At 60.5% G+C, this 5465-nt stretch carries 3 protein-coding genes; 1 reads left to right on the top strand and 2 read right to left on the bottom strand.

All coding sequences use genetic code 11. The annotated features are described in order from the left end of the window. Positions 1-48: 48 nt before the first annotated feature. Entirely contained in the window at positions 49-2955 is a 2907-nt protein-coding gene (purL, locus tag H5U08_RS09200) for a phosphoribosylformylglycinamidine synthase subunit PurL (protein WP_297032368.1), read from the bottom strand. Continuing rightward, positions 2939-3784, bottom strand: a complete 846-nt coding sequence (locus tag H5U08_RS09195) for a prephenate dehydrogenase/arogenate dehydrogenase family protein (protein WP_297032367.1) — start codon at positions 3782-3784, stop codon at positions 2939-2941. The genes purL and H5U08_RS09195 overlap by 17 nt, the downstream gene beginning before the upstream one ends. Positions 3785-4574: 790 nt before the next feature. Between H5U08_RS09195 and H5U08_RS09190 the strand changes: the two genes are divergently transcribed. Next, positions 4575-5465, top strand: an 891-nt coding sequence (locus H5U08_RS09190) for a glutamate-5-semialdehyde dehydrogenase (RefSeq protein ID WP_297032366.1), incomplete at its 3' end; no start/stop codon positions are given.

The raw sequence follows: 5465 nt of genomic DNA, 5'->3' as shown, positions 1-5465 counted from the left end.
AGGGGGTGGTTTGGTCCGCGCTCTCTTCCAGGCCCCAGCATGCGAAGGTCACCAGGCCAGCGGTTGTTTCCAGGCGCGTTTCAGGTTTTCAATGGCCGCATCGATCAACGTCTTGCCTTTCCACCTTACAACCAGGTGGGGTTTTTCCACCACCATACCCAGTCGTGCTACGGGCAGGCCCGCAAATAAGCCTTCAAATGCGGAGGCCCGCTCCACAGAAACCTCGCAAAGGAACCGCGAATTCGATTCGCTGAACAACCGAACAACGGGTCCGAGGTCGGAACTTGCGCAGGGAACAGCGTCCAGGTCGATTTCCGCCCCGAATTCGCCGGCGAAGGCCATCTCGGCGATGGCGACAGCGAGGCCGCCTTCACTCAGATCGTGGCATGCCCGAACGCAGCCCGACATGATTGCCCGATGCATAGCGTCAAATATCCGTCGTGCTTGTTCTCCGTTCCACCGCGGGACGGTGCCGCCGGACAGTCCGTGAATCTCCGCCCAGTGCGAACCCCCCAGTTCATCAACCGTCATTCCCACAATGTAGATGGCGTTGCCGGGCTGTTTGAGATCCATGGTGACACAGCGGCGCACGTCGTCCACCTGACCGAGCGCGCTGATCAGGAGCGACGGTGGAATCGTGATCGTTTCGGTTTCACTGAGACGGAACTCGTTGTTGAGGCTGTCCTTCCCGCTGATGAAGGGCGTTCCCAGTGCCACTGCCACATCGTGGCAGGCCAGCGCTGCCCGAACCAGTGAGCCCAGCACCTCCGGCCGATCGGTGTTTCCCCAGCAGAAATTATCGAGGATGGCAATGCGACTGGGATCGGCGCCGACGGCCACGCAGTTCCGCACCGCTTCGTCGATGGCGGCGGCTGCCATCCAGTAAGTATCGTAGTCGCCATATTTGGGATTCATTCCGCAGGCGATCACCAGGCCACGATAAGAACTGAGAACAGGCCGAAGGACAGCAGCGTCGGACGGTCCGTCGTTCCAGCGTCCCACCAGCGGCTTGACAGCGCTGCCCCCCTGGACTTCGTGATCGTACTGACGGATGATCCACTCTTTGCTGCACACGTTGAGAGAGCCGAGGATCGCCGCCAGATCGGCCGTCCAATTGACCTCGTTTTCCGGCGGCAGCACCATGGGGGCAGTCGGGGCCGGTTCATAGACGGCCTCGCGGACCACGGCCGGCCGTCCCTTGTGAAGGAATTCCATGCTTAAGTCGGCGACCTGATGGCCCTGATAACGGAGGACCAGGCGTCCGGTGGGAACGAAACGCCCGATGGCCGTGGCTTCGACACCCTCGGACGCGAAAAGCTCGTGGAGTTCCCGCCATTTCTCCTCCGGGACAGCCAGGACCATGCGCTCCTGAGCTTCAGAAATCCAGATTTCCGCGTAGGAAAGCCCTTCGTACTTGAGGGGCACGCGGTCCAGGTCCACCTCCGCTCCGATGGCACGTCCCATTTCTCCCACCGCTGAAGAAAGCCCCCCGGCACCACAGTCCGTCACGGCGTGGTAGAGACCGCGATCGCGGGCCACAAGCAGGACGTCGAGGAGCATTTTTTCCGTAATCGCATTCCCGATTTGGACGGCGCCGCCGGAGAGAGTCTCACTTTCGGTGGTCAATTCGGCGGAGCTGAACGTGGCACCGTGGATACCGTCCCGCCCTGTCCGGCCGCCGACAAGCACAATCAAATCGCCTGGCTGGGCCGCCTTGTGAGCCTTGTCACGGGGAAGGAGTCCCACATTACCGCAATAAACGAGCGGATTGCCCAAATAGCGTCGGTCGAAATAGACCGCCCCGTTGACGGTGGGGATCCCCATCCGGTTTCCATAATCGCGGACGCCCGCCACGACACCTTTCATCACCCGACGTGGGTGAAGCACCCCGGGGGGAAGTTCATCGTGGGAAATGTCGGGCGGGGCGAAACAGAAGACGTCGGTATTGCAGATCGGTTTGGCTCCCAGCCCCGTTCCCATGGGATCGCGAATGACGCCACCGATCCCGGTGTTGGCGCCACCATAAGGTTCCAGAGCCGAGGGATGATTATGCGTTTCCACCTTGAAGACAACATGGTAATCGTCATCAAACTGCACGATGCCCGCGTTGTCTTCGAAGACGCTCACGCACCAGTCGCGCTCACCCAGCCGCCGACGGATTTCGTGGGTAGCAGCAAAAATGGTCTCTTTGAGCATGTTCTGGAATTGAATCTGCCGCTGTTCGTCCCGATAAGCAATCCGCCCGGTGAGCGTCTTGTGGCTGCAGTGCTCGCTCCAGGTTTGGGCCAGGGTTTCCAGCTCCACATCCGTCGGGTCCCGTCCGAGAGAGCAGTAAAAGTCCCGAATGGTCCGCATTTCAGCCAGGGAAAGAAAAAGCTGGCCCTCGCGACTCAGTCGGAGCAGGGCCTGGTCATCCATCTCGCGAAGGGGAACGGTGATCAGGTGGAATTCGTACGGTCGGCCCTGTTCCAGAGTACGGAATGGCAGCGGGCCGAAGATAACCTGCTCGATCGCGTCGTTGGCGAGGATTTTCTGACAGATGCGTCGCAGATCATTTTGCGACAATCCCCGGAACCAGTATTTCCGGAAAGTGCGCACCGCCCGGGCACGCCAGCCGAAGTCTTCAATGGCGGCCGCCGCACTCATCGCCACGGGATCCATGACACCGGGCTTGGGAAGCACATAGACAGGCTGCATGTCCGGGCTGGGTGGTTCCAGCAAAACAGAATCCCCAGCTTGCCCGATCACGAATCGCTCCACCACCGGGTCGGCGAACAGTTCCTCGGCCAGCCGCTGCATTTGGGCGAGGGTGAAATCACCTTCGACAAGGTACCCACGACCGGCCGCCGCCTGCCAGGCACCGTGAATCCCCAGGTCCAGTCCATCGTGGCGAACCTGTTCCGCCACGACATCCGGTTGACCGGGGGCTGGATAGATATCAACCTCCCAAAGCATCGCGATTCTTTTTCCCTCGCATCAAGATGTCCTCAACAACCTGTTCATTCCCATCTCGCAGAGCCTGTGCCGCCCGGAGCAGCTCCTGCGCCAGCGCCTGGCAGTTCTTCATCACATTGAGGCGGTTTTGAAGAAGGATCTGCTTCCACAGTTCGATGTCCCCGGCCGCAATGCGTGTCGTATCGAGAAAGCCCGTTCCGGTGAACCGAAACCACTGCTCAGGCAACATTCCTGCCAAAAGCGATGCCACCAGATGGGGAAAGTGGCTGGTCATGCCGATGGCTTCGTCGTGCTCTTCCGGGGACATCCGCACAACGACCGACCCCAGGCCGCTCCAGAATTCTTCGAGGGCATCGAAGTCTTCGGCGCGGGTGTTGCGCGTGGGGGTGATGATGGTCACACGGCCTTCAAACAGTTCCGCGTCGGAATAACTCGGGCCGGTCTTTTCGCTCCCCGCCAGGGGATGGGACCCCAAAAAACGGCAACCTCGCGGCAAATTGTTGTCGAGAGCTGCCACGATAGCGGCTTTGGTGCTGCCGGCGTCGGTAATGAGGGTTCCCTCGGGACAGTGTTCCGCGGCGCGACGTACCAACTCCGGGATGGTAGCCACCGGCGTGCACACGACGACGAGGTCGGCTTCAGCCACACCCCGGGCAAGATCAATCGTGGTGTGCGTGACCGCGTTCACACGCCGGGCGGCACGGAGCGTTGTTTGACGTCGGGCAATGCCGATGACGTCATCCGCCAGCCGCCGCCGCAAAAGGGCCTGCCCGATGGAGGCCCCAATCAATCCCACCCCCACAATCGAAACTGTTTTCCAGCGTGCCATGACATTCCCCGCTCCATGAATGCGTAAACGCCCTATTTTAGCACGTGCTGCACGACCAGTCGCCCCGGGGCTTTGACTTTCGCCTTGTATTTAACCCCTCGCAGGGCGGTAAGGATTGAGGCCACGCCTTGCCAAAGGTCCGAGCCATCGCCACCTTTGCAAAAACCTACGACATAGCCCAGGCAAAACGCGTTGTAGGGGCAATTCATGAATTGCCCCTATCGTCTAACCAGCCAAGCGGCGGACGTGAGAGGCACGTCCCTCCGAGAGGTGGACCTGACGGGCAGATTCCTCCGAAATTTTTTCGGAGGGGCACGCTTGTCGTGCCCGGTGAAGCGGCATGGGTCATCAATCGGTGTTCATCGGACCCGACAAGCGGATCCCTCCGACGTTGTAGGGGCAATTCACGAATTGCTCACAAAATACGTTCTTCAGGGCCAAACGGCATTTCGGTAGGGGCAATTTCATGAATTGCCCCTACCGTTTAGCCAGCGGAACGGCGGACGTGACAAGCACGTCCCTCCGAACGGTGGACCCGACGGGCAGGTCCCTCCGGAAGAGGGGCCTCCAAGATGAATCTCACCCCTTTTCAGAGCTTGCCAGGCATCACACGCCTTTCCCGGGTCGCAGGCAAACTCCGGATGAGCCTGGCCAAACGTCGGTTGACGGCGGGGCCGGAAATCGGGATACTTCCTCAAGGGGATGTCTTGACAGAACGCAACCGTGCAACCGGTTGATAGCCGGTGGGGAAGGGAAAACGCCCTCACAACAGGAACAATTGCCCGCAACCATGAGTAACGACAACGGGATTTTCGATCTTAAAGAATACTGCCTGGAAGTAGCGCGCCGTGCCAGGGCGGCGTCGGTGGAACTGGCACGGCTCAGCGGTGCGACCAAGCAACAGTGGTTGCATCGCTGCGCCAAACTGATGAAAGAGCGGATGGTCGCTCTGACGGACGCCAATCACAAGGACCTGGCCGCTGCGCCGTCGTTTGGTCTGACAGACGCCCAGATCGACCGTCTCAAGCTGACGCCTTCCCGCATCGAGGCGATGGCCCGCGCCCTGGAAGAAGTTGCCATGCTTCCGGAACCCATTGGGGAGGTGATCTGGTCGTCGGTCCGGCCGAACGGGCTGCTTGTCCAGAAAGTGCGGGTTCCTTTGGGGGTCATTTTCTTTATCTACGAATCGCGGCCGAACGTGACGGCAGACGCGGCGGCACTTTGTGTCAAAAGTGGGAATGCCGTCATTTTGCGTGGCGGGAAAGAGGCGGCCCACTCCAACCAGGCCATCGTGGACATCATGATGGAAGCCGGGGCGGATGTGGGACTGCCGACCCACGCCATCCAGCTCGTGGCGACGCCGGACCGCGAAGCCGTGGGACACTTCCTCAACCTGCCGGAGTACATCGACCTGACCATCCCGCGTGGCGGAGAAAGTCTCATCCGACGGGTGACCGCAGAGGCCAAAATGCCCGTCATGAAGCACTTCGCCGGTAACTGCCACGTCTATGTCGATGCCAGTGCCGATCCGGACATGGCCGAGCGGATCGTCGTCAATGCCAAGTGCCAGCGAATGGGCGTCTGCAACGCGGCGGAGTCGCTCGTTTTTCACAAGGCTGTGGCCGGCACACTCCTGCCCCGGATTCTTCAGGCGCTTGCCGAGCGTGGTATTGAAATCCGG

Source organism: Thermogutta sp., assembly GCF_014359955.1.
GTDB lineage: Bacteria > Planctomycetota > Planctomycetia > Pirellulales > Thermoguttaceae > Thermogutta.
The sequence above is the reverse complement of the archived record's forward strand: the minus strand, read 5'-3'. Positions and strand labels throughout refer to the sequence as shown.

Bases quoted from the DNA above. Each gene is read 5' to 3' on its own strand.
- H5U08_RS09195 (WP_297032367.1), bottom strand. From the start codon at position 3,784: ATGGCACGCTGGAAAACAGTTTCGATTGTGGGGGTGGGATTGATTGGG.
- purL (WP_297032368.1), bottom strand. From the start codon at position 2,955: ATGCTTTGGGAGGTTGATATCTATCCAGCCCCCGGTCAACCGGATGTC.